This is a genomic window from Halobellus ordinarius, from assembly GCF_031823395.1.
GTDB lineage: Archaea > Halobacteriota > Halobacteria > Halobacteriales > Haloferacaceae > Haloquadratum > Haloquadratum ordinarius.
In genome coordinates, this window is record NZ_JAVQKJ010000009.1 from 1 (window position 1) to 25,279 (window position 25,279).

At 61.7% G+C, this 25,279-nt stretch carries 21 protein-coding genes; 9 read left to right on the forward strand and 12 right to left on the reverse strand.

Annotated features, from left to right (window positions below; translation table 11 throughout):
* Positions 1–68 precede the first annotated feature (68 nt).
* Both RJT48_RS13945 and RJT48_RS13950 read right to left on the reverse strand, forming a co-directional pair.
* Positions 69–881, reverse strand: coding sequence for a hypothetical protein (locus RJT48_RS13945; protein ID WP_311172943.1), 813 nt, complete (start codon positions 879–881; stop codon positions 69–71).
* Positions 882–1,139: 258 nt separating this feature from the next.
* The gene (locus RJT48_RS13950; RefSeq protein ID WP_311172944.1) at positions 1,140–2,207 is read right to left on the reverse strand and encodes a sensor histidine kinase; all 1,068 of its coding nucleotides are present in this window, start codon (positions 2,205–2,207) and stop codon (positions 1,140–1,142) included.
* Between the two features lie 242 nt (positions 2,208–2,449).
* On the opposite strand from RJT48_RS13950, the gene RJT48_RS13955 reads away from it, so the two are divergent.
* The gene (locus RJT48_RS13955) at positions 2,450–2,806 is read left to right on the forward strand and encodes a response regulator (protein ID WP_311172945.1); all 357 of its coding nucleotides are present in this window, start codon (positions 2,450–2,452) and stop codon (positions 2,804–2,806) included.
* Between the two features lie 138 nt (positions 2,807–2,944).
* On the opposite strand, the gene RJT48_RS13960 is transcribed toward RJT48_RS13955, so the two are convergent.
* Together RJT48_RS13960 and RJT48_RS13965 are read right to left on the reverse strand one after the other, a co-directional pair.
* Positions 2,945–3,508 (reverse strand): response regulator, encoded by a 564-nt coding sequence (locus RJT48_RS13960; RefSeq protein ID WP_311172946.1) that lies wholly within the window; start codon positions 3,506–3,508, stop codon positions 2,945–2,947.
* A gap of 156 nt (positions 3,509–3,664) precedes the next feature.
* Positions 3,665–5,194 (reverse strand): hypothetical protein, encoded by a 1,530-nt coding sequence (locus RJT48_RS13965; RefSeq protein ID WP_311172947.1) that lies wholly within the window; start codon positions 5,192–5,194, stop codon positions 3,665–3,667.
* 409 nt (positions 5,195–5,603) lie between these two features.
* On the opposite strand from RJT48_RS13965, the gene RJT48_RS13970 reads away from it, so the two are divergent.
* Positions 5,604–6,416 carry a DUF7504 family protein gene (locus RJT48_RS13970; RefSeq protein ID WP_311172948.1) on the forward strand — a complete coding sequence of 271 codons (813 nt, stop codon included), beginning with the start codon at positions 5,604–5,606 and terminating at the stop codon, positions 6,414–6,416.
* A gap of 42 nt (positions 6,417–6,458) precedes the next feature.
* On the opposite strand, the gene RJT48_RS13975 is transcribed toward RJT48_RS13970, so the two are convergent.
* Positions 6,459–7,013 carry a DUF7344 domain-containing protein gene (locus RJT48_RS13975; protein ID WP_311172949.1) on the reverse strand — a complete coding sequence of 185 codons (555 nt, stop codon included), beginning with the start codon at positions 7,011–7,013 and terminating at the stop codon, positions 6,459–6,461.
* A gap of 345 nt (positions 7,014–7,358) precedes the next feature.
* On the opposite strand from RJT48_RS13975, the gene RJT48_RS13980 reads away from it, so the two are divergent.
* The 5 genes from RJT48_RS13980 to RJT48_RS14000 all read left to right on the forward strand — a co-directional run bounded on the left by RJT48_RS13980 (position 7,359) and on the right by RJT48_RS14000 (position 13,128).
* The gene (locus tag RJT48_RS13980; protein ID WP_311172950.1) at positions 7,359–7,901 is read left to right on the forward strand and encodes a DUF1102 domain-containing protein; all 543 of its coding nucleotides are present in this window, start codon (positions 7,359–7,361) and stop codon (positions 7,899–7,901) included.
* A 248-nt stretch (positions 7,902–8,149) separates the two neighbouring features.
* Positions 8,150–8,719 (forward strand): hypothetical protein, encoded by a 570-nt coding sequence (locus RJT48_RS13985; RefSeq protein ID WP_311172952.1) that lies wholly within the window; start codon positions 8,150–8,152, stop codon positions 8,717–8,719.
* A gap of 131 nt (positions 8,720–8,850) precedes the next feature.
* The gene (locus tag RJT48_RS13990) at positions 8,851–10,923 is read left to right on the forward strand and encodes a PKD domain-containing protein (RefSeq protein WP_311172953.1); all 2,073 of its coding nucleotides are present in this window, start codon (positions 8,851–8,853) and stop codon (positions 10,921–10,923) included.
* Positions 10,924–11,148: 225 nt separating this feature from the next.
* Positions 11,149–11,973 (forward strand): hypothetical protein, encoded by an 825-nt coding sequence (locus RJT48_RS13995; RefSeq protein ID WP_311172954.1) that lies wholly within the window; start codon positions 11,149–11,151, stop codon positions 11,971–11,973.
* Between the two features lie 138 nt (positions 11,974–12,111).
* On the forward strand, positions 12,112–13,128 hold the full coding sequence (locus RJT48_RS14000; protein ID WP_311172955.1) for a DUF5305 family protein: 1,017 nt from the start codon (positions 12,112–12,114) through the stop codon (positions 13,126–13,128).
* A gap of 76 nt (positions 13,129–13,204) precedes the next feature.
* Here the strand turns inward: RJT48_RS14000 and RJT48_RS14005 are convergent, their stop codons facing one another.
* Positions 13,205–14,350, reverse strand: coding sequence for a signal peptidase I (locus RJT48_RS14005; protein ID WP_311172956.1), 1,146 nt, complete (start codon positions 14,348–14,350; stop codon positions 13,205–13,207).
* 412 nt (positions 14,351–14,762) lie between these two features.
* Here RJT48_RS14005 and RJT48_RS14010 point away from each other — a divergent pair, with 412 nt between their 5' ends.
* Positions 14,763–15,596 (forward strand): NAD+ synthase, encoded by an 834-nt coding sequence (locus tag RJT48_RS14010; protein ID WP_311172957.1) that lies wholly within the window; start codon positions 14,763–14,765, stop codon positions 15,594–15,596.
* Between the two features lie 21 nt (positions 15,597–15,617).
* On the opposite strand, the gene RJT48_RS14015 is transcribed toward RJT48_RS14010, so the two are convergent.
* Positions 15,618–16,736 (reverse strand): M20 family metallopeptidase, encoded by a 1,119-nt coding sequence (locus RJT48_RS14015; protein WP_311172958.1) that lies wholly within the window; start codon positions 16,734–16,736, stop codon positions 15,618–15,620.
* A gap of 805 nt (positions 16,737–17,541) precedes the next feature.
* Between RJT48_RS14015 and RJT48_RS14020 the strand changes: the two genes are divergently transcribed.
* On the forward strand, positions 17,542–18,324 hold the full coding sequence (locus RJT48_RS14020) for a DUF7260 family protein (protein WP_311172959.1): 783 nt from the start codon (positions 17,542–17,544) through the stop codon (positions 18,322–18,324).
* Positions 18,325–18,573: 249 nt separating this feature from the next.
* Here RJT48_RS14020 and RJT48_RS14025 read toward each other — a convergent pair whose 3' ends face one another.
* The 5 genes from RJT48_RS14025 to RJT48_RS14045 all read right to left on the reverse strand — a co-directional run bounded on the left by RJT48_RS14025 (position 18,574) and on the right by RJT48_RS14045 (position 25,275).
* Positions 18,574–19,476 carry an ABC transporter permease gene (locus tag RJT48_RS14025; protein ID WP_311172960.1) on the reverse strand — a complete coding sequence of 301 codons (903 nt, stop codon included), beginning with the start codon at positions 19,474–19,476 and terminating at the stop codon, positions 18,574–18,576.
* The gene (locus tag RJT48_RS14030) at positions 19,473–20,459 is read right to left on the reverse strand and encodes an ABC transporter permease (protein ID WP_311172961.1); all 987 of its coding nucleotides are present in this window, start codon (positions 20,457–20,459) and stop codon (positions 19,473–19,475) included. Before RJT48_RS14030 ends, RJT48_RS14025 begins: the two co-directional genes overlap by 4 nt.
* Before the next feature lie 18 nt (positions 20,460–20,477).
* Entirely contained in the window at positions 20,478–22,136 is a 1,659-nt protein-coding gene (locus RJT48_RS14035; protein ID WP_311172962.1) for an ABC transporter substrate-binding protein, read from the reverse strand.
* 101 nt (positions 22,137–22,237) lie between these two features.
* Complete coding sequence (locus tag RJT48_RS14040) at positions 22,238–23,305, reverse strand: magnesium chelatase ATPase subunit I (RefSeq protein ID WP_311172963.1); 1,068 nt, start codon at positions 23,303–23,305, stop codon at positions 22,238–22,240.
* Positions 23,302–25,275 (reverse strand): VWA domain-containing protein, encoded by a 1,974-nt coding sequence (locus tag RJT48_RS14045; RefSeq protein WP_311172964.1) that lies wholly within the window; start codon positions 25,273–25,275, stop codon positions 23,302–23,304. The genes RJT48_RS14040 and RJT48_RS14045 overlap by 4 nt, the downstream gene beginning before the upstream one ends.
* Positions 25,276–25,279 lie beyond the last annotated feature (4 nt).

Sequence of the window (25,279 nt, forward strand, 5' to 3'; positions counted from 1 at the left end):
CGACAACCACCGTGAGTGACGGCTACTGCATCTTCTGACTCCACATACCTGCCTCTGATGGCGTGAGACTACAAACAATCGACCCTACCCCGTCGTTGTCTTGCGTTCAACAAGGCAAGATTAAACCAATCCACCTTCGCACGCTCCACCTCTATGGGTCGAAGCCCTGTATCGCAAGCTACAGCAATTAATGAAGGAACCTTCCAAGAACTGGCTTGCTTAAATTCTTCAGGCCCCACGTCCTTCTTTGGAATCCCCAATCGCTTTGCGACGAAGATTTTGAGCTGATCTCGCTCTGCGACACTCATCGTCTTATTATTGTAACTCTTGACTGAGGAATATCGAAGCGCCGCCTGGTAGAGATCTCGAAATTCAGTAGGATAGAATCGGTCCTTCTGATGATTGGATTTAACACTGTTTGTGTTCCGAAGATCGATTCCGTGTTCCCAATCCTCGATGTTTTCGTGCCGCCGTTCCCGGTAGTAGTCGAATAGACGACGGAGAGATTTGACATAGTGGTAAGCAACGGAATCAGGATGGGGAGTCCGATCCCGGACGAATCGGATCAGCTCTGTGGCCTGCTGTGGTGTGAAATCACTCGTGTATTCTTTCTCGTTATCCCACAACCATCGGAACGCCTGCTCTATGCGGTAATGCGTCCCGCGAACTGTCTCGCGTGCAAACCCCTCGTTTCGGTCGGGGTTCTTCCCCTCTTCATTTAGGTAATGAATAAAATCCTGCTTGAAATCACGGTAGTCCTGAGCAAGAAAGGGAGCGAACTTTTCTAATTCTTCTTGGGTGGGTCCAGATACTGGAGGCCCTTCGTAGTCCTCTGACTGGTCGTTATACTCATCGTCGGGCTGATCGTCGTTTGTGTACATTGGCGGTATCTGTCGTGTTATTTGCGATCTTTCGACTGTTTATTTCGCTAATGTAGCCGTCGAAAGATCCCGATAGAAGGGGTAATACCGCCGTATGCGCCTACTCCGGCATTGACCGATAGCGCGGCGCTTGGGAAGCCACTGTCCTACCACTGGACCACTGGCGCGCTAGCACCCCGCCCGTGCTGCTTCGGCGGGCCGCTGTGTACGTAATGAACACCAGTCCGCTGGTATAAAAGGTTCGGAGCGGACCGGCGTCTAGTCGTCGGGTGTTTCGACTCCGCGAATCTCGAATCTCGCCCCACCGTCGTCGTTTTCTCCGACCGTGATTTCCCACTCGTGACGCTGGACGACCCGCCTGACGATACTGAGTCCGAACCCCAGGTTCTCTGGCGCGGTCGAGTACCCGGATTCGAACACCTGCTCGCGATCGGCGTCCGGGATCCCGGGGCCGTCGTCCTCGATGTAAAACCCCGCCCCGGTCTCGAGTACCCCGACCCGGACCGTGACGTAGTCGCCCCCGTGCTCGATCGCGTTCCGAAACACGTTCTCGAAGAGGTGTTGGAGCGCGTCGCTGTCGGCACAGATCGTTTGTGTGCCTTCTCTCTGGAGCGTCGCGTCGGCCGACTCGATCATCTCCCACGACCTCTCGGCGACCGCGGCGAGATCCACCGGCCCGGTCTCACTGATCGGGCGACTCGCCCGCGCGAGGGTCAGCGTTCGCTCGATAATCGTCGACATCCGGTCGTGCGCCCGTTCGATGGTGTCGATCTGTGGGCTCTCGCAGTCCTCACGCAGCAGTTCGAGATTACCCTGCGCGACGTGGAGGGGGTTCTGCAGGTCGTGAGAGACGATCCGGGTGAACTCCTCGAGATTGTCCCTCTCCCGTTCGGCTTGTTGCCGTTGCTTGCGCGCCTTTTCGGCCTCGATGCCCCGCAAAATTGCCTGTGCCTGAAGAATCCCCATCAGGAGCCCCGCACCGCCACCGATCGCAGCGCTCCACCGGACTGTCCCGACGACGAGTATCGTCGAGAGAGGCTGTATCTGGATGTTGACCACCAACACTAGGAGAATCATCCCGATCGTTCCGCCGACCCACCAGCGACCCACCTGGTCGTACCGCTCGGATGGCAACTCGCTGTCGGCGAGCCAGTATCCGCCGTACACGAGGCCGATCACGAACGGAACCGAGGTGAGGATTCCGATGGGGAATCCACTGTACGGCATCCCCGAGACGGACACGTACACGAACAGTTCCCCGACGAGGGTGAGACTCAGGAGGCCTCCCGTCCCCGCGATGGCGTACGGCCACCTCTCTGTCGACATTCTACTCACTGTTTTCATCGGGTTGACCGACGACAGTGGCCTGCTCGCCAGTTGGCCCCGATAGCCTCTGTAACTTTGTTGGCGTTCGGAAAAAGCGTTGTGTGGATACCGTCTGTCACCGTCTCGTATGTCCGGCAACGAATCGTGAAGGATACACGTGCCGAACGTATAGGACGAGTCACATTCCAGAGAGTCCCGCAGCAAATGCGGCTCGCTGCCGCATTCGCTCACACCAGCTACATATGGCATCCATCTTACTCGTCGAAGATACGGACGTGCAGGCGACGCTGTTACGCAACTACGTCCAGAAGGAACACACGATCGTCGGGACAGTGTGCGGCGCCGACGACGCGGTCGAACTCGCACGCGAGACGAACCCCGACGTCGTCGTGATGGATCTCAATCTGGCGGAGGGCAATGGCATCGACGCGACTGAGTCGATCAAATCACTCGACACCACTATTTCGGTCATCGTCAGTACCGTCTATGTCAGTAACGAGGTGAAGATGCGCGCGTTCGAAGCCGGCGCCGATGCGTATCTCTTCAAACCGTATAGCCGGCAAGACCTGCTAGAAACGATCGAAGAGACGATAGCATAGCACCGGAGCGGTGTTCTGATCTCGATTACGCTCACTGTTTCCCGCCGAGTGCCGTCCACGGGGGTGGCGCTCGGCGGAAAAAACGGGAGTGATCGTGACGAATCCTTCGATCGGCTGCAGCGACGGCGACACCACCCGTCACGCATCCAGGCGGTGGAACAGCGCCTCGAAGTCCTCGTCGTCGAGTTCGGTGATGTGTTCTTCCGACTGTTTCCGGAGGCGCTCGATGTCCTCCTCCAGTTTTCGATACTGCTCGTTCGATTCGAGGTCGAACCGTGGCTTCTGGGAGGAAAGCGTTTCGCGTTTCGAGAGTTTGGCGAAGAACTCCCGTAGCGTCTCGGTGTACTCGGAGCGCCGCAGGAGACAGTCGACGACCGTCGTGAGTTCCTCCGCGGAGATCGGTTTCGTCACGTAGGCGTCGAAGCCCATCTCTAGGATGTCGAAGTCGGGATCGACTGCCGTGATCATCGCCACGGGGCACTCGGGGTGGCGCTCGCGGATCTCCTCGAGCACCGCGTTCCCGGAGAGCCCCGGCATCCGGCGATCCAGAAGCACCACGTCGATCGAGTCGTGGACGTTCTCGATCGCCTCGGAGCCGCTGTGGGCTGTTTCGACGGTGTGCTTCGCCGAGAGCCACGAAGCGTACAGATCTGCGAGATCCGCTTCGTCGTCTACGACCAGTACGTGTGATTGATTGTCCATACGACCCCAACAGTGTGAGATTAGTTGACCGCCGAAAGAATAAATCTGGCCTTCGGGTTGGCCGTCGTCCCACAGGCGGACCTTCCGCCGTCGGCCTCTCTCGCGGGTGATACCTCTCCTAGGGACTTTGCGCCCGCTGATCGGCCCCAGTCAGAATCACTCACGTCGCCGCGAGTTTCCGTCCGCGGAGTCCGTTTTTTGCTCTTCCTGTCGCACCCACTCTCCGAGGTTGTCGAAGGTAGACTCCACGTCGCTGTCGTCCCTTTCGCGATCCATCGGCTCGCGGTTGCCGTCCACTGAGAACGACTGCGCGTCGTCGCGATTCCCGGATCGGTCGGCGGTTTCTTCCGGTGGTGAGTTTTCGATTGCATCGGTGAACTCGAAGGGGGTATCTTCCGTCGGACTCTCCTCCGGTTCGTTCCATCCGTACTCGCGGGAAGCGGACGACGACGCGTTGCGATCGATTGCTGCTCCCGGGGAACTGTCCTGCTCTGTCGTCGGCCGGTCGGTAGTTCCGAAGTCTCCGCCGCCATTCTCGGTCGATTCCCCACCGACGGGCTCTTTCTCGAACGCGTCGGCCTGAGTGGTTCGGTCTGAGTCGGCCGATCGAGCGTCGGGATCCTGTCCGGGTCCTGCTTGAGAGGGAGACGATGCCGTGGTGTGCTCTGCTGGCTCGATCCCGGCGCCGGCTCCCGTACTCCCGTGTGCGTCGGATCCGGCGCCGTTTCCTTTTGTCGTCACGACGGCTTCGGAGAAGAACAGCCACTTGTCGCGCTCTTCGATCCCAGTCAGAATGCTTTCACAATTCGGACAGTAGGGCCGCGATAGCAGATCGAGATCGACTGTCTCGGCACACGACTCACATTCGCCGGCGTGTACACCCGCCGCTGCGGCATCACGTTTGAGCGAATCCAGTACATCGCGCTCCCAGCGGAGCCGTGAGAGTGCGTCCCCGTAGTGTGAGTCCGCACTCTCGATGTCGGTTTCCAGTTCGTCGGTCCGGGAGATAAGGTACTCGAGAACTGTCTCTAGGTTGTCAAATTCCGTGTCCAGCCACGAACGGATCTGGTCTTGCTCGGCCGTTAATTTCTGCTGTGCCGTGGCACGCGTGTCCTTTTCGCGGCTGAGTTCAGCCTCCAGGCCGTCGATGTCCTCTGCAAGCGAGTCGTAGTCGTCGGTTATTGACTCGCGCGTCGAATCCAGTTCCGTCGCCAGTCCGTCGAGCTCAGCTTCTATCTCGGAGATCCGTTCGACTACCGCTTCTGCGACCGCATCCAGCGATTGCCCGCGCTCGACTTCCGATTCGAGCGTCGACTCTAGTTCGTCGATCCGGTCTTGGAGTTCATCGAGACGGTCGACGATGGCTTCGTGGCCGCGGTCTGTTTCCGCGGCGTCGTCGGACGGTATTTCGTTCGATTCCCGACGATCGGCGTCCGTCCCCTCAGATCCGATGTCTGTCGGCAGCGGGGTCGAACTCTCCGACTGGGACGGATCGAACGGCGGATCGGTGCTTCCGGTGTTCTCAAGCAGTTGTGTCATCTCGGTGAGCGTCCAGTACGAAGAGATCAACTGCTCGAAGAGCTCCTCCCGGGAGAGCCCCTGCGTTGCGGCCTGCTGCTCGAGCCACTCGTCGAAGGACTCCTCTTCGAACGGATCGCCGCCCGGGTCCGGAAACTCTTCCGACATCTCGATATTGTTCGGTGAATGAAACTAAAGATCGTACGAGTAAAAGCTTTGTTACCGTTCCTGTTTGCCAAGTTTCGGCACTTCGGCGCAATGGGTCCCGTTGTCTCTGTAGATTGATACCAAGGTGCCACCGATGACTCCGCTCCGGAGAGACGGCGGCGCGTTGGACGCCCTGCCCGCTCTCTGCAGCCGCCGATACAAATTCCGGTATATTTATTCGCTATCCAACGTATTCCTCGGTATCCCCGGAGAGATCGCAGCGCCTCTTCCGTCGGCGTTTGCCCCGACGCCGACGCGACACTGTGCGATCGACTCACGGGACGTGCGGGACAGGAAGAGCAGTCCGTTGCCGTGCGCTCTTCGACGGACTCACTCCCGATGCAGGGCCCCCTGACCCAGGAACACAGCAATGAACGGCACTGACGACTTGCAACCCGACGATGAGGCCGACGACGGGGAATCTCTCTCTGCCTCCCTGGAAGACCTCGCGAATTCGGTCCGGGAGCGACAGGGCAAGACGCGACGCTCGGATGACAAAGAGCGAAGCGAGGATAATTCCTTCGAGTGGGTCAACGTCCCGGAGCAGGAGGAGACACACACGACCGACAGCATCCCCTTCGAGACGATCGACGACGCCTCCGACGTCCTGGTGCTCGGCCCGGTCCAGGGGGCCGACTGCGACCGAAACTGTACAGCGCTTCTGTCGTACGCTGTTCCGGACCGGACGAACATCCTCGCGGTTACGGTCACGCGCTCTGCGAACGACTGGCTCTCGATGTGGCAGCGGTACAGTTCCGGGTCACCCGCCAGTATGGTCGTCGTTTCTCTGGGTGAGGAGACTGGTGGTGCGCCTGCCTCGACGACCATCTCGACCCAGAGCGGGCCGGAGCAAATCACGATCGAGACCGTCTCGGACCCCTCGGATCTCACCCGGCTCGGAATCACGCTCAGTCGGCTTATCTCCGATATCTCGACGGAAGAGGAGCGAACGGCAGTCTGTGTCCACTCGTTGACCGCGCTGCTTCAGTACGTCGAACCGCGCCGTCTGTTTCGGTTTCTGCACATCTTCCGGGGGAAACTGTCGTCGGTCGACGCGATGGCACACTACCATATGGACCCCGATGCGCACGACAAACAGACCGTGGGCGTATTCAGATCGCTGTTCGACACCGTCGTCCGGATCACCGACGACGGCGACCTCGAAATCGTCTCCGCGCCGTGAACCGCCTCGGCCTGCCCCGCCTGTAATCTGCGTCGGATTCACTCACTCCGCGAGTTCCGGCGGCGGCCCGTCGTCACCGATGTGCATCTGTCGGCTGTAGTAGAACTGGACGAACGCCGAAACGCCGAATGTCACGAGCACGACCGCACCCCAGGCCAGGTCGGGAAGCATCGTAAACGGCCGGATCTCCAACCACGCGAGCAGCAGGATCGCGGCGTTTGCGACTGCCAACCCGGCGTAATAGAGGCTCCAGGGGACGCTTTCTTCGGGGACGACTTCCAGGTAGAGATCGATATCCCGCATCGACTCCGAGAGGGTGACTGTCCCGTCGTCATCGTCGTACTCGACCAGTCCGTTGTCGTCCATCGTCTGCAGGTGAGACTGGTAGAACGCGATGTAGACCCGCTTTCGCTCCTGGGAGGTGAGTTCCTCGACCTCCTTTTCGTTCTCCCAGGCGGCCACCTGTTCGGCCAGCTCCTGCACGGAGACGGGTTCGCCGCGCTGTTTGAGGTAATGCAGCGCGTACCGGCGTCGCGTCTGTGAGAGCGCGTCGTAGAGGACATCGTTCGATAAAGACTCGGTTTCGCTCTCAGGCACCTCAGTAGCCATCTGTTAACTGTAACAAATAACTTGACCGACTGGTCAGGCGTAAAGTTGTCGCTTGTCTCGACCGACGTTCGCCGTCCGTGTCGGCGAGTGCAGCAGCACCGATCGATTAAATCGGGGATTAAGACGTTTTGTTCCCATTCTTTCTCACTGACAGAACCGGATCCTACAAGAGGCTCCGGCGCGTATCGTTAGTTAGGAGACACCTATCGACGGTCGTTTCGGGGGCGCCGATCCCGACTGATCCGCTCGCCGGCGTTCGATCGAGGCGGGAAGGCCCCCCGAGGCCGTTGGTGTATCGTTCAGACGACCACGCGCGGGAACCTCAGCACGACTATGGGACGCAAAACACGGCTGTTCGGACTCCTCGCTATCTTCGCGGCGATCAGCCTCGTGACCGCAACCGGCGCGTTCACCTCTGTTGAAGCCTCCCGGACTGCGACAGTGAACGTCGCGGGCGACGGCAGCGCCCTGCTCGCGATGGATCCCGCTGAGGGACCGAACGGCGACGAGTACGCCCGCATCTCGAACGGCGAACTCGAAATCAACCTCGCCGGCTACACCTCCAGCGCCACCGGCGTCAATCCCAACGCGACGACGGACGTGAAATCGGTGTTCGTCATCACGAACCAAGGGAGCCAGGAAGTAGAGGTGGGTATCACTGACAGCGGCGACAACGACGGCGCAGTGACGTTCTACAACGCCTCCGACCCGGACACGTCGGCAGCAAAGGGCGGACTCGAACCCGGCGGCGCGAACGCGACACTGAGCCCGGGAGACTCGGTGACTGTCAGCATCGAAGTCGACACCACCGGCCTGAGCGGGACGCCCGATCTCGTCGATGGAATCACCATCACGGCGCAGGCGACCAGCAATTAACGACCGATTAGTGTTTCGAGCGGTCGTATTTGCCTTCAGCGGCTCAATCCCGAATCTCTGTCCCCCTCCCGAGTTCCGACTGTTAGATGCGCCTAACTACCGTCTCAGCGCCTGTTAGCGATTACTAACCGTTCAGTAGGTCGGGCTTACAAAGGGGGTAGGATATGTAGGGGTAGGTAAGCCCTGACGGGCTGGCGCGGCGGTCGCGTCGGCTCTCGGGCAACGAAAACACGACAACCCATCCAACTATGAGACCCAAAGGAAAACTGTTCGCGCTGTTCGCAGTCTTCGCCGCCATCGGCCTGGTGACTGCGAGCGGTGCGTTCACGACGGTGACGGCAGAACGGACAGCTGAAGTGAACACAGCCGGCGATGGGGCCGCGCTGCTTGCAATTCAGCCGGCGGACACCGCTAATGGCGACCAGTACGCACGCCTGCAGAACGGCGAAGTTGAAATCAACACGGCTGGAAATTTTGATGGTGATCTCAATAGTGCCCCAAACGGAGTCAACAACAACGCAACGACAGAAATCAATAAGATAATCAATATCACGAACCAAGGGTCGCAAACAGTTGCTATCGAGATTGAGACAACGGGGGGCAACAGTTCAGCGGTAACTTTCTACAACGACAGCTCCTATAGCGAAAATATTACTGTCGCTGGTTCCGGTAAAGATGCTAATCATCAGTTAAAGCTCGGCCCCGGTGATACGACGAATGTGTCAATGAAAATCGACACGACGAGCCTAAATCTTGATCAAGACGCCGAACTCATCAATAACGTTACAATATACGCAAACGCGACGAACCCGGCATAATAGCATTCGCGGATAGGTGGCCCTTTAATTTCGGATCTCCGAGACGACAGACTCTCGGCAACCGTCGAACGCTAGCAGTCGAGTAGTCATCTTATGACCTTCAGGCAGCCGTACCTACGGGATCACCCAAAATGAACCTCATAAAACTCACCCCAATCCTCATCGCCGTTGTCGCTCTCGCGCTGGCCGTCCCGACCGGGGCGGTCACGATCGGCGCCACCGACGACCCCTTCGACGACAACGGCGTCGTCCTCGCTCCTGCCGACGGGCCGAACGGGGAGTACGCCAGCGTCGGCGCGGACGGGAACCTCAGCGTCGATCTAACCGATCCCGGGGTCAACACCAACGGCCAGACGGTCATCCGGCAGGTCTTCGTGATCGAGAACCGCGGCGACCGCGACGCGCGGGTGTGGCTCACGCACGACGCGACCGATTCGGTCATCCTCTACGAGGCGCTTTCGAGCGGCGTCCGCACCGAACCCGTCATCGAGCAGCGGGCGATCCAGGGCGCGGCGAACGACGCGACGCTCGCGCCCGGCGAACAGCTCGTCGTGAGTATCGCCATCGACACGCGGTCCGGCGAGGCGGCTGTCGGCGACACTCTCCTGTCCGAGATCTCCCTGCACGCGCGGCTGCCCGAGACGAGTGAGAGCACGGGCGGGAACGAGACTACGGGTGGCCCAGGAGTCTCGGAGGAACCGACAGGCGTCGAAGTCGAGCCCATCTCCCCGGAGACGGTGGTCTCCGAGAACGGCACCGACAACGGGACCGAGTCGGAACCGGCGGAATCGTTCACCGTCGAGGAGATGGACCCCGAGACGATCCCCGACGATCCGAACCCCGGCTCGAAGCCTGAGCCGCGTGCGGTGATCACGCGGGCAGACTTCTCGGAGCAATCGGCCAAACAGACCGAGCAGCTCCGTTCGCGCGGTGTCGACACGCTCACCCTCGTCGGCGAGGAGGTCACACTGGACGGCAGGCGGTCGACGATCAACCGGACGAACGGCGTCGATCGTGAACGCCGGATCGTCAAAGCCGTCGACATTCAGGCGCCTCCCGGCCAGGAGGATCAGCCGGCGATGGTCCGGATGGAAGTGTCGAGAGAGCGACTCGGGGTGACCGATCCCGCGAACGCCCGGATCGGCCATCTGACCGAGAACGGGTGGGAGCTACTCAGGACGAACGTGGTCTCGACGACCGAGGAGTCGGTCGTCCTGGAGGCGCGGACCACCGGTTTCAGCCCCTTCGCCGTGTTCAGTAGCCCGGAGGTCACCTACGAGTGGACGCTCCCGGACGGCACCACCGTACAGGGCGAAAACGTCCGGTCGTCGTTCGAGGAACCCGGCATCTACAACGTCACCCTGGAAATCACGGACGCGCTCGGCAACACGGACACGACGGACTATCGGATCCTCGTCAACGACGAACCGGAGATCACGATCGAGACGCCCGAGCGCGTCACCGCGAACAACTCGACGACGCTCCGCGCTAACGTCACCGACGAGGTCGGAAACGTCTCCGTCACCTGGGATCTCCCGAACGGCTCACAGGTCGACGGACGGACGGTCAACTACACGTTCGAGAACGGCTCCTACGACGTGACCGCGACGGCAGCAGACGAGTACGGCGCGAACGCGACGGCGGAGACGACGATCACCGTCGGCCCCGCTGCCGCCGGCGGATTCGGTGTGCTCGGCATCGTCTCCTCACGGGGCGTCCCCGTGCTCTCGTGGCTTGTGACGGCGAGCCTGCTCATCCTCGTTCCCGTGGTGGTGCTCCGCCTGTGGCGGTACGGCCTCCCGTCGCTTCCGGGGTGGATCACGGCTCCGGCTCGGCGGCGCCAGGGACCCCGGATTACGGCCTTCGAAGATCCCTCCTGGGACACCCACCGCAACGAGTTCGAGATCTCGACGCTGCGCGTGGAGGATCCGAACGGCGACCTCGAGACCGTCGAGATTTCCATCCGCACGGCCGGGGGGACAGAAGTCGCCCGCCAGACCGTCGATTTCGGACGAACGGACGTCTACGAGGCCTCACCGGTGTACATTCCGGGGATTCCGACCGTCGACGTGGACCCCTCCCGGAAATATTTCGTCCGCATCCGTGCCGTGGATACGGACGACAACGAGGATACCGCGACCTCGGCACTCCAGTTCCTGCCGACGTTCGATCCTCAGTTCGATCGGGGAGTAGCGGCCGATTGACAGTCGATTTCATAGCGAGCGGTCGTCGACGCGCTGCTGCCGCGTGTGTGCATCGTTGCCTCCCGTGCGAAGCATTTACTATCGTGAAGCTGAAACAACATAAGTGAACGTCGACGGACAACAGACGCGCTAACAGCCCAGACAACGCGCCTCGTCGGCAGGAATCCTCTATGAACGACGCCGTCCCTACCGCCGTCCGCCGAAACCAACGCGGGGGTGCATAAGATGCCCCGCAAGCGACGCCGGGGGTCCGGCGGCGGCAGTCGCCGCAAGTTCCTGCTCGTCTTCGGCAGCGCAGCGGGCGTCATCGGCCTCGGCGGTGGAAACATCGCGACCGGCGCATTCAGTTCGGTGAACGCGGCGAGAACCGGGAACTTCAGCGTCGCGTCCGAGGGCAACGCGATGGTCGGGGTTGTCGGCCAGGGCCCTGTGAAAAAGAACAGTCGGGACCCGATGGTCAAATTCGAGAACAACAGGCCCGCCGCGCTGGAGATAACGGTCTCGCTGGATACCTGTTCGGATGGGACGCTCTACGACAACGACGGCGAATCGGGGTGTTCGGTGACGTTCACCGTTATGAGTGGGAACGAACAGTACGTCGACATCGACGCGGCCGTCACGGGAACGATCCCGTACAGCGTCAACATTAGTGGTTCGGACTTCGCGCTCGACACCTCCGGGAGCGTGGATGCCGAATCCGGCAACGTGGCCGGCGCAGTCAGGATCAAGAAACCGACGAAAGATAACGAATTCACTGCGAGACGGAACAAAGACGAGTGGGACACGAAAGTCAGCGTGAGCGACGACGACGGCGACGGCGATCTCGACCGGATCGAACTCGAAGTCACCGAAGGTCAGTCCGGCGGGACAGTCGTCGCTACCAGGACTATCACGCTCAACGGCACCTTCGACTACAAGAACAACAACGAAACGATCCAGCCGGACGATTCGAGCTACAACGTCGCGAAGGGGCAACTGTACACCCTCACCGTCACCGCATACGACGTCGACGGCAACTTCTCGACGTCGACGGTGCAGGCCACCGGCTGATCGCCGAGACCGTGGGCGAGATACTGTTTGCTCTGCGCGGTGTCGAGGCGTCTCGCTCCCGACACCGCCCTGCGAAGCAGTTTTGTCGCTCGAATAACGAATCCAGGTGATGCCGGGACGGGCACGGGGACTATGTCGGTGATCAAGCAGATCGAGCTGGCGGTCGGCCGGTACGGCCGCTTTATTGCCCTCGGAATGGCGATTCTGGGGCTCGTCGCCCTCGGTGGCGCGGGGCAGACGTATCTGAACCCGCCCGTCGAGGAAGTCACCGAGAACACCAACACACAGACGATCCAGACGACCACGGAGACGTCGGCCGTCGTCGAGAACAGCACACCGCTGTACGACGAAGGGCAGGTGTTGCGCGATATGCCGATCTACTTCTTCGAGGCGTCGCCGGAGCTGACGTTGCGCATCCGAACCGATGTGCCGGGCGGCCAGCAGGTCCAGGTCTCCCAGCGACACGTCATCCAGCTCCGCGCGACCCGTGACGGGCAGACGTTCTACGAGGACCAGCGGGTTGTCGCCGCAGATCAGACCCGGGTGTCCGACGGAACGGTCTGGGTGAACACCACGATGAATATGCAAGACGTTCGCTCGTACGTCTCCGAGAAACAGAGCGCCGTCTCGGGGGCCGGGAGCCTCCAAGTCACGCTGCGACAGAGTGTGACCTACGAAACGAACGATTACGCGGGGACGCTCAACACGTCCGCGCCGCTTGCCCTCTCCGGAGAGACGTACTGGATCGACGGCGACCTCTCGGCGAGTCGCACCCACAGCACGCCGGTGACTCGGCGCTCCGTCGGCTCACCGGATATGACGATGGTGGGCGGTCTCGGTGCTCTCGGGATCGGGTTGCTCGCCGGTGCGGTCGCCGTCATCCGGCGCTCCCGGGAGATCGATCCGCTCTCGGTCGAGACCGATCTCGCTCGCTCGCGATACGACGAGTGGATCTCCAACGGCGAGATTCCAACGAAATCGGACAAGGAGTACATCCGGACCGACTCCCTCGAGGATCTCGTCGACATCGCGATCGACTCCAACGGCCGCGTGATATACGATCGGAGCCTCGATGCGTACGCCGTCGTGCAGGGCGACCTCGTCTACTACTTCATAACCGACGAGACGGCACTCACCGAGTGGTTCGACGTCTAGGTGATTCGATGTCCAAGTGATTCGACGTCCAAGTGATTCGACATCCGAGTGATTCGACGTCCGGCCCGTCCACCGATCACCGAAACCACCGGCGCAGTCGCCGCAGTAACGGCTGTTTGGTGCGGGAGTCCACGCGGATCGCCCCCCAGCCGACGACCGCGGATGCGATTCCCACGAAGCCGAGTCCGACGAGGGCGTTGATCGCCAGTACCGGGAGCCACGGATGGACCGTGTACAGCCCGTGGATGATCGGCCGTGGGAGCAGTGCCAGGTAGCGATGTTCCACGAGTGTCCGTTCGTAACTCCCCGTCTCGGGCGGGGCTGAGATCGTCACGGTCGCGTTCGCCTGGCCCCCGCTGCCGACGTACAACCGCTGTGGGGTGACGTTGATCCCCTCGCTACCCGGTTCGAGGTAGACGACCGTCGGCACGAGCCCGTTGCTCGGGACCACGTACGTCAGATTCTCGCTTTCTCCAGTGGGGATCACGCTCGGTCCCGGTGCGTCCGACTGCGAGCTGACGAAGGTGAACGTCTGTGCGCCGGCAGGGGCGACCATACTCAACGTCAGAATCAGCACCAGGACGGCGGTGAGACCGACTATCACGAGCCGTGCGTCGAGCACGCCGGTCTCCCGTCTCGTCCGCCGTTCCCGTTTCTCCGAGGCGAGCACCGCGCTCACGACGTACGACAGCACGCCGATGGCGAACAGCAAATACGCCAATCCCTGGGTTCCGAGGAGGGCCCGCGTTCCGAGCATCGTCGCCAGCGTGCGCTGGGTGGTCGTGAGGAGGTCGTTGACGCCGGTAACGAGCACGCCGACTTTGGGGATGACGACGACGGTCCCGCCGACCTGAAGCGCCTTGGCGACGATCTGGTCGCGTTCGACCGGCGGCTCGTCGCCGTCCTGATCAGTCACGGGATTCGCGTCCCCCTTTGTGATGAATCCGCTGCTCGTCTCGTCGACGACACGGTGGGTAGTGAGTGAGCCGCCGTTGAGAGTTTCCGCACGGAACGTGACGACGTCACCCTCCTCGACCGGGCCCGCAATCTCGGCCGGCACAGCGATGAAGCCGTCTCCGGGTTCGAGCGTCGGCGACATACTCCCGGTTTCGACGAACGCCAAGAGTACGGGCTGTCCGAGCAGTTGCCCGACGAGAAGCGAGCCGACGAAGACGACAACGATCGCACCGAGCGTGTACGATCCCAGGGTACGAAGGTTCATTGTGTGATCCGAAGGGTCGTCCGAGACGGACCGAGAGAGCGGCTATCTCTCCGCCCGTCGGGAGCGGTAGTCGTTTTCACGTTCGGACGACGTGGTTACATCAAGTCGATGCAAAAACATAAGCTGTCGGTCATCGCAGCGAGGCTCCCTGGCGTGCAGTTGTTATAGGAGCGTTTGCGAGTCTTCGTTCACACGATCGTACGACAGCGTGCGATCGGATGAATAATCAGTTGCAATCACTACGATAGCTGCCGCTCGATCTGCTCACGCTGGTTTCGCAAGTATCACAACGTGGCCGGCGGTTCGCGATTCTGTGGATGAATCCGGTAAAATAGCGCGCGGAAGTATACGATCGTTCATATATCAACCGGAAGAGGTGAGTATTAGTGTCCCGAGTCGGTACTGACTGTCGATGACTACGCAAGAGGCGGTTCTCGCCGAGGACGCACCGCTGGATCTGAGACTCTCCGATCCGGAGCTCGAATCGACGGTGGAGCATCTCACCACCTTCATCGCCGACGTCGTCGACGACGCGGGCGCCGAAGGGGCGGTGCTCGGCCTCTCGGGCGGCATCGACAGCACGACCGTCGCGTACCTGGCGGTCGAGACGCTCGGCGCCGACAGCGTCCACGGGCTGGTGATGCCGAGCGTGGTGAACACCGAGGACAATATGAGCGACGCCGAATGGGTCGCACAGGAGCTCGGGATCACCTACGACGTCGTGGAGATCCAGCCCATCGCGGAGGCGTTCTTCGAGGCGTTCCCCGAGGCCGAAGACGACCGGACGGCCGCCGGCAACGTCTACGTCCGGACGCGGGCCGTGATGAACTACTTCGTGGCGAACTACGAGAACAAGGTCGTCCTCGGGACCGGCAACCGTTCGGAGGCGCTGACGGGCTACTTCACCAAGTACGGCGACGGTGCGGTCGACTGCCACCCGATCGGCAACCTCTACAAACAGCAGGTCCGACAGCTCGCGGCGTCGCTCGGCGTCCCCGAAGAACTGGTCGCGAAGACCCCCTCCGCGGAGATGTGGGCCGGCCAGACCGACGAAGCGGAGATGGGACTGGACTACGACACGCTGGATGCGATCCTCGCGCTCCACGTCGACGGGCCGCTGTCGACGGCCGCCACCGTTCGCCATCTCGACGTCACCGAAGCGCAGATCGAGCGGGTCGTGGAACTTTACGAACGGAGCGCCCACAAGCGGTCGATGCCGCCGGCGCCGGAGCCGCAGCACCTGTAGCGCGTTTCTCCCGCTCTCTCCTCAGTTTCGTCCCTCGGGCCACCGCTCCGCGAGCGTCTGATAGAGCCGACGACACCGCTGCAGCGCGTCGATCGAGACGCTCTCGGTGGCGGTGTGTGCCTCCCCGGGTGCTGCAGCGCCCGCGACGAGGCAGGTCGTCCCGGCGGCCGCGAGCCACCCGGCGTCGGTCGCGTGTGGTTTGGTCACGCGCTCGGGCGGCGCCGCCTGGGCCGCGTCGGCCGCGGCGAGTGCGGCGTCGGCGAACGCCTCGTCGTCGCAGGCCATCGGCGGGAGGTCCTGATCGACGGTCCATTCGACCCCGTCTATCTGCTCGGCGCGTTCGAGCGGAGTGCGCTCGCCGGGCACGGTGCGCTCGTCGACCGTCACCGAACAGGTTTCCGGGATGACGTTCCACGCAGATCCCCCCTCGATTTCGGTCACGACGACGCTCCCGCGGACGTGTTCACCGAGAACCTCCGTCGACGGCGCGTCGAGGCCGCGCACGACGTCCACCGCGTCGCAGGCGCGATAAACCGCGTTCTCGCCCGCTTCGGGCTCGCTGGCGTGCGCGGCCGTGCCACGGGCAGTGAGCGTCGATCCCCGCCGGCCGTGGTGGGCGACGGCGACGTCGGTCTGATCTGCGCCCGCGTAGTTCGTCGACCCTTCGCCGACGACGGCGTAGTCGGGCGCGAACCCGTCGTCGATGGCGGCGCGCGCGCCGACGCCGCCCGCCTCCTCGCCGACGAAGGAGGCGAAAACGAGTTCACCCGCGGGATCGGCGTCGCGGAACGCGCACATCGCTGCCGCCAGCGAGCCTTTCATATCCGCCGTCCCGCGGCCGTACAACCGCCCGTCGCGCTCCTCGACGAAGTATGCGGTCTCACCGTCATTCTCCGCCTCGGATTCGACCTGCGAGTCGTCGGGCGCGACGACGTCGTGGTGGCCGACGAGCGCCAGCGAGGCCGCGCCTTCTCCCCGCTGCGCGAAGACGTTGCCGTGGTCGTCACGCCGGACAGTCGCGTCGGTCTCCGCGCGCAGCCACGCCTCGATCTCGTCGCCCGCGGCCGTCTCCTCGGCGTGGCTCGGAATCGACACGAGCCGACGGGTCAGTTCCGTTACCTCCGCTCGATTCCCGCTCACGGTGGGACCTCGTTCGGCTTCGTACAAAAGGCTCCGGCCGCGAGGAGCCGTTACGGCACGATGAGAAGTCGACTTGAGAGTGTGAGACGGGTGACCGGGAGATCGAACGACCGAACGTACTTCGGTGCGGGCTTCACCCTCGGGGTCGGGCTCGCATACTGCTTACTCTCACTGTTTCCCGCCGAGCGCCGTCAACGGAGGCTGCGCTCGACGGGAAGAGACGAGAGTGATCAGTATCAGGTATTCGCCTCGATTACCGGGAGAGAGCCGAATCGAATCCACTCCTTGTCGGTTCTGTTGTCGATAGTGGGTACGAGCGGACGGGAAGATTAATCAGAATAAAACATATAACAGAATAGTTATATATTCGCACTTTACGCAAGCTTCTTCTCTCCCACTGAAAACAATACAAAACTGATATCCATTGTTATCTTGATGGCCTAAACGCCCAAATATGGATATAACCGAACGATCTCACCACTGCTGGACAACTCTACTTGATGGGTTTTGGAAAAGAACAAAATAAAATTATCATATAGCTACACATAAATATAAATTAGTTTATATTGATCTTGGGCGCCAAAGACGACAGATAGTGGTTTACTTTTTACTGCTCGTTGTGCCCGCACTCTTATCCGGACCAGCGTTTCATAAACTCCCTTCCCAGCGCTCTGCGGTCACAGTCGCGTTCAGTTACGACGGCGGAAGTGACCACCGCGAACTGTTCCGTGCCGAGTACAAAAATGAGGGCTCATCAGGCTTGAAAATAATAAAAGTTTACTACATTTCAAGTCCATCTCTCACTATGGTTCCCGAGCCAGTTCTCGAAACGGAGGGGATTCTGTCTCTCCTGGACACACTCCGGTCCTCGATCCAGCAGGAACGTCGGTGTCTGAGAGACGAACGCGAAGCGTTCGACGATTTTCGGTCCCGTCTCGAATCCATCGAGCCGACGAAACCGGATCACGCCGCGGGGGTCACACAGCCGCTGCAAGTGGAACGGACGGTGGGACTCGATAGCGTACGAAATGCCTACGAGTCCACCGTCATGAGCGTCCCTCACTACGACGCAGAGTACGGCGATACCTACGAACAGAGCGTCACCGAAGAATTCGGTCCGGAAGTGGGACTGCTTCTCACCGAAGGGAACTGTTTCGACCAGCGCCTCAAGACAGCGCTACGGGAGAAGATACGCCAGTGTCGGCGCGAACGTGACCAATTCCTGCAGACGCTCGAAATCGAAGCCGACTCCGTCGGCGCGGTCGAAAACAGACTCCGGCCGATAACCGACGAACTCCGAACCTTCTCCCCTGAGTGCTCCGGAACGGAGAGCTACGGAGCACTCGAAGCCGAATGGAACCGGTTGCGGCTGCTCGCGACGAAGGTCGACCGAATCGCCGGCGACCGTCAGACGGCGATCAAGCGGCAACGAGACGTGTTCAATCTCACGCCGGAGGCTCCCGACATCCCGACCTATCTCTATCTGGATTTCGAGGACAACTATCCGCTGCTTTCGGCGCTCGTCGACATTCAGCGGACGATCGAAGCATATCAGTCGGAGCGCGAATATGCGCTTTCCGAACGGTGAATCGGCTGTCGTTCGACCCCGGAGCCTCACCGTTTTCGAAGGCGGTCGACGTACTCGAAGTGCTCGACGCGTCCTGAGCCTGGTGACTGCACGGCCCTGATTGATCGAACGAGCAAACCCGTCATCACAGAGCGCACTGGATCTCGCCCTCGCAAACGACCAGTCCAATCTCGCCTTCGGAAGCGACAACTCCAACAGGTGGACGGGAACTATCGAAAGAATAGCCGCGGAAGCGGGAGCGGTCGACGACTACGCTCCGCCTTTCGCGGAGACCGTCGCGCTGTCCTCGAGCGTCCGTGCGACGACGTACAGACACCAGATGAACAGCCACAGCGTGACGCTCGGGGCGACCACCCACCACCACGCACGGGTCAGTTCGCCCGAGCCGAACACTTCGTGGAGCATCAGCCCCCAACTGACCGTATCGGGGTTCCCCAGCCCGATGAAGCTGAGACTGGCCTCCAGCAGGATTCCCCACGTGATCGCAAACACGAAGTAAATCAGGATGAGCGGAAGCAGGTTCGGCAGCAGGTGGTAGTACATAATCTTCAGATCCGACGATCCTGCTGCCCGGGCGCTTTTCACGAATTCGCGCTCTCTCAGCGACAACGTTTCCGAGCGTGTGACCCTCGCGACCGACCGCCAGAAGAGCAGCGCGATCACGACGGCGATGATGTGGAGTCCCGATCCGAAGATCGCAACGAGGATGATCGCCATCGGATAAAACGGCAGCCCGTACGCCATATCCGTCAGGCCCATCAGTATGGTGTCGATGACACCGCCGTAGTAACCGGAGACCAGACCGATATTCACGCCGATGGTGACGACCAGGATGGCCGACAACCCGCCGACGAAAAGCGACGTCCGGAACGAGTGAATCGTCTGGCTCAACACGCTGTATCCGAAGTACGTCGTCCCCAGCGGGAACTCGCTGCTCGGGGATTCGAGCTGTGCGGTCCCGCCGGACGGCGTCTGTATGTACTCGAACGGACCCGGAAGGGGAAGCAGCGGCCCGACGAGTCCGATAAGCACGTATATACCCAGTATCGCGAGTGCGAACCGCCCCCATCGGTCCTCGAACAACGGCTCGAAGAAGTCCCAGACGATGCTCCGTGCCCGGGATGCCGAATTGTAATATTTTTGGTAGTTCATGTTTTCCCGTAACTGATCCGCGGATCGAAGTATCCGTATGCCAAGTCCACGACGAGGTTGGTCAGCAACACCACGACAGCCACGAGGAAGAATGCCGCCTGTGCGACCGGCATATCCTGCCGCTGTGCGGCTAACACCAGTTCTCGACCGATGCCGGGCCAGGAGAACACGACCTCGATCAGGATCTGTCCGCCGAAGGCGACGCCGATCATCGGCGTCAGCCACGTCAGAAGCGGCAGCATACTGTTACGTGCCGCGCGGCGGCGGACGTTTCGAGGGTGGAGTCCCTTGAGTTTGTGCAGTTCGATGTAGTCCTTCTCGCGCTCCCCGATGATGTTGTTCCGCATCAACATCATCGGATCGGCGATGTAATGGAGTAGCGCCGTCGTGAACGGCAGTGCTGCGTACTTGTAGAATGTCGGAGATGCAAGCTGTTCAAGCGGGGACATGTCTCGTCCACCGATCGGACCCATCCCACCGGTCGGGAGCCACCCGAGGTTGTACGAGAAGGTGATCAAAAGCACCAGTCCCAGGATGAAGTGAGGAACTGCCCGGAGCGACACCGGGATGTACGTCCCCCATCGGTCGATCTGTGTGCCTTTGTTCCATCCCACGACCGAACCCCAGAAGTACGCGATCACCATCACCAGCCCCAGCGCCGGGAGCATGATCATCAGGGTGTTGACTAGCCGGGGGAAGATCACGTCTCCGACCGGTTCGCGGTAGAAAAAGGAGATGCCGAAGTCCCCTTGAAACACGTTCGCGATGAAGATGAGATACTGTTCGTGGAGCGGTCTCGTCAATCCGAAGTTCTCCAGCATCGCCTGTCGCGCCTCCTCGGAGAACTGTCCCGTCAGGAGCGCCGCCGTCGGATCGCCGGGCATCACCCGAAACAGCACGAAGATCGTCGACAGGATGAAAAACAACATAAAGACGAAACTCGCGAGCCGTCTCGCCACAAACTCTGTGAGTGAATTCGACATAGTGGGTTCCTGTCGCCGCTACTCGGCGGGGTAGTGGAGTTGACCGTCGTCGTCGTATTCGTAGCCCGCGTCCCTGAGTGTCTGTTTGGCGGCTTCGAGATCCCGCTCGACCGGCTGCAGGTCGGCGGAGAACGACGACTGCGGGTGCACCAGCGTCCCGTCGCCGACGTCGGCCTCGCCGTTGTAGAAGACGTCGATGATCCGGTCCGGATCGGTCGCCAGCATCAGCGCCTCACGGAACGCCGGATCGCTGAACGGCTGCTGCCCCAGATTGAAGCTCATCTTCATCTGGAGGACGCTCGCCGCACTCGATTTACTGATGTAGTCGTTTTCATCCGCGAGATTGTTGGTCACGGATGGCGGCGGCGACGACGTCGTCATGTGGATGTTCTGCTCTTCGAAGTCCGCCCGGATCGCTTCCATACTGGCCCGGTTGACGAAGACGAACTCGTCGAACGCGGGCGTCTCCCAGTGGTCGTCGAACGCCTCGTACCGGATTTCCGTGTCGGTGATCTCCGTGATCTCCAGCGGCCCGCTGCCGACCAGCTGATCCACGTCTGCGTTCCAGTTCACCGGCTGCTCGACCTCGTCCGGGACGTCCTCCCAGATGTGCATCGGCAGGATGTTCATAAACGTCATCGCGCTGTTGAGGAACGCGACGTTCGGCTGGGCGAGGTCGACCCGAACCGTCAGATCGGTCTGCATCTCGGCGCCTTCGACGTCGCTGAGGAACGGATCGTACTTCGGGAAGGAGTACTCGTTGAGGAACTCGAACGTGAACTCGAGGTCCTCCGCGGTGAGGGACTCCCCGTCGTGGAACGTCATCCCCTCGCGGAGCGTCATGTCGATCGTCGTGTCGTCGACCTGGTCGTAGTTCTCGACGGCCCAGTTTATCGGGTCGCCGTCGAGGCCGACCCGACTCGGCGTATCGTACGCGAGTTTGAGCAGGTACTGGAGGTCGTTCGAGCTGGGCGCCAGCGGGTTCGGGACCGCAATCTCCTGTTGGGCACCGACGATTAAGGTGTTGGTGTCGCCAACGGGTTCGGCGGTCAACACGGTCATCGTCCCCGTCGTCCGGGCGCCGATGAACTCCGTCGGCTGGATGTCGAACTGTCCCGTGTTGATCGGGAGCGTCGCCTTCGGCCAGACGTACACGATTTCCGGGAGGTCCTCCCGGAGGATCTCCTGCATCTGTCCGATGATCTCCGCTCGCTCATCGGGATCGTACGCCGCCCGCTGTTGGTCGAACAGGTCGTCGTACTCCTCGTTTTCGTACCCCGAAATGTTCACCGCCGAATCCGAGGTGTACGTCGAAAGGTGGAAGTCCGGATCGACGCGGTCCGGCGACGATCCCCACGGCGTGTGGCTCACGTCTTCCGGGGTGTTCGTGTATGCCTCGCCCACGAACGTGCCCCACGTCGTCGTGTCGAGCTCGAAGTCGACGCCGAGTTCGCTCCACTGGTTCGCCGTCTCCCCTGCGAGATCAACAAAGTTCGAGAGTTCCCCCACGCGGATCTGCTGTGTGCCGACTGGTTCTCCCTCGACGCCGCCACCGCCGCCACCGCCGCCACATCCTGCGAGCAGGGCTGCCGTCGCGACTGCGCCACCCTGAAGCACTGTTCGTCTGTTGACCGACTGTCCGTCTCGACTGCGTCGTGAATTGGTATTTTCTGTCATAAGTGGACCCGTGCGTCCGGTTCACATATACCGCTGCCTCAAGCGTACAGCGGCATATATAATATAATTTTTGGTGATAGTACTATCCTGGCGGGCGCCCGTCACGTCGTGTGCTCGTCGATGGCCGCCGACAGCGCACCCTCGACACTCGTCGACTCCTCCTCGAAGGGAAGTTGGACTGTCCGGTGGTCCAGGGCCATCCCGGCGACCTCCCGTAGCATCGCGGTGGTAACTGTTGTCTCACCACGGAACGCCGCGAGGGCGCGGACAGCCCGCCGGAGCGTGTTGTCGCCGCGATGCCCGTCCACGCCGAGGCGGATGTTCGTCTCCGCGATGGCACGTTTCACCGGCACTGGTATCGAAACCGAATCGAGCCGATCGCGTGCATCGACGATATCCCGCGTAAGCGCTGCTTCCGTTTCAGCGTACTCCCGTCGGAAGCCCGCAGGGTCGGTCTCGAAGGCGGCCCGCCGGTCGCTGATTTCGACGCGTTCGGCGACGTCCTCGACGCCCTCGACGTCGACGACGAGGCCGAAGCGATCGAGCAGTTGGGGTCGCAACGATCCCTCCTCGGGGTTCATCGTGCCGACGAGGATGAACTCGGCGGGATGCCGGTGGGAGATCCCCTCGCGTTCGACGACGTTTTCGCCCATCGCGGCGGCGTCGAGCAGCGCGTCGACGAGGTGGTCGTCGAGCAGATTCACCTCGTCGACGTACAGGATGTTCCGATTCGCGGCCGCAAGCACGCCCGGTTCGAAGCGGGCTTGCCCTTCGCCGAGTGCCTGCTCGATGTCGAGCGTGCCCGTGAGTCGGTCTTCCGTCGCGTCGAGCGGCAGGTCGACCACGCGCATCGGGCGCGTTTCCGTCGGCAGCGACTCGCCCGCCTGCGTACGGTGCCGACACTCCTCGCACATCCGCTCGATCGCATCGGGCGGACAGCCGTACGGACAGTCGGAAACGACTGTCTGCTCGGGGAGGACGTCGCTGAGGGCTCGGACAGCGGTCGATTTGGCGGTGCCGCGCTCGCCGCGGATCAACACGCCGCCGATCGTCGGATTGATCGCGTTGAGGACGAGCGCCCGCTTCATCGACTCCTGGTTTACGAGTGCGGTGAACGGAAACGGTCCGTCCGTCGTCGATTCGGTAGTCTGTAAGTCAGTGTTGGTCATTGCTGGATGAAATCGCCATCAGGTAGTTCGATCATCGGGAGATACTCTCCGCCCATCGCGTCGGCGAGCCGTCGGTTCCACTCGAACTCCTCGCGCTTTGCGGCCAGTGCCTTCTGATCGGACCACAGTGAGTACTTCGAGTCGTTCAGTCCGTAGCCGGTATCCACGTAGACTGATTCGATATCGGCGTTCCCCAGTGCGGTCGCGATTCGGAGCGCTTCGTCCTCCGGTTCGGCACCGTCCTCGTAGGAGACGTTCGCCTTCCCGTCGCTGAAGAGGACCACGAGCGGGTATGCCTCGCTGTCCCGGCGTCGCTCTCGCTCGGCGAGTTCGTAGGCGGCGACGAGGCCGTGACTCAGCGGCGTGTTCCCGCCGACTCGGAGTTCCGAAACGCGCTCCCGCGCCCGACCGATATTCCGGGTCGGCGACACGATCACCTCCGCGTCGCGTCCGCGAAACGCCACGACTGCAACGCGGTCACGCGTTTGATACGCGTCTTCGATGAGAGACAGCACAGCGCGTTTGGTCTCTTTCATCTTCGAGCCGTTCATCACGCTCCCGCTGGCGTCGACGACCAGAATGAGGAGGCCCCGCGCGCTGTGTTCGCGGATCTTGCTCCGGATGTCCCCGGTTCTGATCTCGAACTGGCTGTCGGCTCCGCCGGCCGCGTTTCCCTGTCGGTGTGCCGCGGCCCGGAGCGTCGCATCGATTGCAACGTCCGTAACGTCGTCACGACGGCGCGCGCCCACGTACCGGCCGCTCCGGAAGCGCACTTTCGACGGGATCCGACGCCCGTAGTCGTCGCGGACCCGCCGATCCTGCGAGATGCGCATCGCCGTCCGGTCGATCGGATAGGTCGACTCCGTCTCGGTAATCAGGTCGTTTCGTCCACCGGTGACTGGGACGCGACCGTCGGACTCGTGATCGCTTGCGGTCGTATCGGCGGCCTCGCCGGCGTCGACGTCGTCAGGCAACAGGACCGCTTCCTCGTCTTCGCTGCGGTGTTCGTCCCCGTCCTGTCGGTGTGGTAACGCGAGGGCCAGTGCTTCCTCCAGATGGCGCGCTTCGACCGTTTCGACCCCATCGAGCGCGGCAGCCGCGACCGCCGTCCGCCGAACCGCGATATCGCCACGCAGTCCCGGCACGTGCTCGTCGACGGCGCGTGCAGAAATCGCCGTTCTCGTCTCGTCGGGGATAGAAACCCTGTCGAGACGGTCGCGGGCCTCGACGATATCTCGCGCGAGCGCCGCCTCCGTCTCCGCGTACTCCGCTCTGAATCCGTCGGGGTCGGCCTCGAAGGCGGCCCGTCGGTCGCTGATTTCGACGCGTTCGGCGACGTCCCCGACGCCCTCGACGTCGACGACGAGGCCGAATCGGTCGAGCAACTGCGGTCGCAACGACCCTTCTTCGGGGTTCATCGTGCCGACGAGAATGAACTCGGCGGGGTGTCGATGGGAGATCCCCTCGCGCTCGACGACGTTTTCGCCCATCGCGGCGGCGTCGAGTAGCGCGTCGACGAGGTGGTCGTCGAGCAGGTTCACCTCGTCGACGTACAGGATGTTCCGATTCGCTGACGCCAGCACGCCCGGTTCGAACCGTGCCTCGCCTCCGCCGAGTGCCCGCTCGATATCGAGCGTGCCCGTGAGACGGTCTTCCGTCGCGTCGAGCGGCAGGTCGATCACCCGCATCGAGCGCGTCTTCGTCGGGAGCGACTCACCACGTCGAGTGCGGCGGCGACACTCCTCGCACATCCGCTCGATCGCGTCGGGCGGACAGCCGTACGGACAGTCGGACACGACCGTCTGGTCGGGGAGCACGTCGCTCAGAGCACGAACGGCGGTGGATTTGGCGGTGCCGCGTTCGCCGCGGATCAACACGCCGCCGATCGTCGGATTGACTGCGTTGAGGACGAGCGCCCGCTTCATCGACTCCTGGTTTACGAGTGCGGTGAACGGATACGGGCCGCTCATTTTC